The sequence below is a fragment of the Acidovorax sp. KPB24-07 genome (assembly GCF_057543315.1).
In genome coordinates this window covers 1-1,068 of sequence record NZ_BAAJYS010000740.1, presented here as the reverse complement: position 1 = coordinate 1,068, position 1,068 = coordinate 1, and the positions used below count along the sequence as shown (strand labels likewise).

Below are 1,068 nucleotides of genomic sequence, written 5' to 3'. Positions count from 1 at the left end.
TGCTGGCGCACCTCGCCCGTGCGCACGAAGCCCAGGCGCTCGTACAGGCCGCGCCCCTCGGCGGTGGCGTGCAGCAGCACCGTGTGGCCGTCCAGCCCGTCGAGCAGCGTGGTCATCAGGCGGTGGCCGATGCGCCGGCCCTGGCAGGCCGGGGTGACGAGCACCAGCCCGATGGTGGCGTGCCGATCGCCCCATTTCCAGCGCTGGGCGGTGGCGATGGTCTGCCCGTCGCGCTCGGCCACGAGGCCCTCGGAATGCGCGAACACCTGCTCCCAGTCGGCCAGCCGGTGCGGCCAGCGCAGTTCGGCCGACAGCGCCTGCGCCTGCGGCAGGTCGTCGGGCGTCATGGGGCGCAGCAGCACGCCGTCCTCGGCGGTGGCAGGGGTGGCGGGCAGGGCGGTGGAGAGCATGGGCGGCGTCCTCGTTGCGAAGGGATTGGGCGTCTATCTTGGACGACATCGGCAGGCCGCACCACCCCGAATTCGGGTTTGCCCGCAACTTGCAAGCTTCGTCTGCCGGGCGCGTGCGTTTTGCAATTCGCTGCGGTGACGCGGGGCGTTACGGGCACAAATGCTGGACCTTCCTGCCTAGCATCGAAGCACCTTTTTCCAACTGCGCGCAGCCCCTTGCGCGCCCCTGTTCCATGCTGCTTTTCGATCCCCGGTCCATCGCCGTTCCCGCCGGCCACTTCATCGGCGGGCGCCTCGTGCCCGATGCCGGCCGCATCGCCGTGCTGCGCCCCTCCGACGGCCAATGGCATGCCGACCTGCCGCTGGCCGATGCCGCCACCGTGGACGCCGCGGTGCAGGATGCGTGGCAGGCTTGGTGCACCACCGACTGGGCGCGCCGCGCCCCGCGGGAGCGCGCCCGCGTGCTGCGCCGCTGGGCCGACATGATCGAGGCTGACGGCCCGCAGCTGGCGCCGCTGGAGGCCGTGTGCTCCACGCGCCCGGTGCGCGATGCCGCTGCGTGGGACGTGCCCTTCACCGCCGAAGGGTTGCGCTTTTTCGCCGAGTACGCCGACAAGCTCGGCGGCGAGGTGGCCGCCACGCGGCACGACCACCTGGG

The 1,068-nt window shown here is 72.3% G+C and carries 2 protein-coding genes; one reads left to right on the top strand and one right to left on the bottom strand.

Features of this window, described 5'->3' with window-relative positions:
* A partial coding sequence (locus AC27IQ_RS25445; protein ID WP_487091287.1) for a GNAT family N-acetyltransferase occupies nucleotides 1–410 on the bottom strand: 410 nt, incomplete at its 3' end.
* Nucleotides 411–643: 233 nt separating this feature from the next.
* Here AC27IQ_RS25445 and AC27IQ_RS25440 point away from each other — a divergent pair.
* Nucleotides 644–1,068 (top strand): aldehyde dehydrogenase family protein (locus AC27IQ_RS25440; RefSeq protein WP_487091286.1); only part of this gene is annotated, 425 nt, incomplete at its 3' end.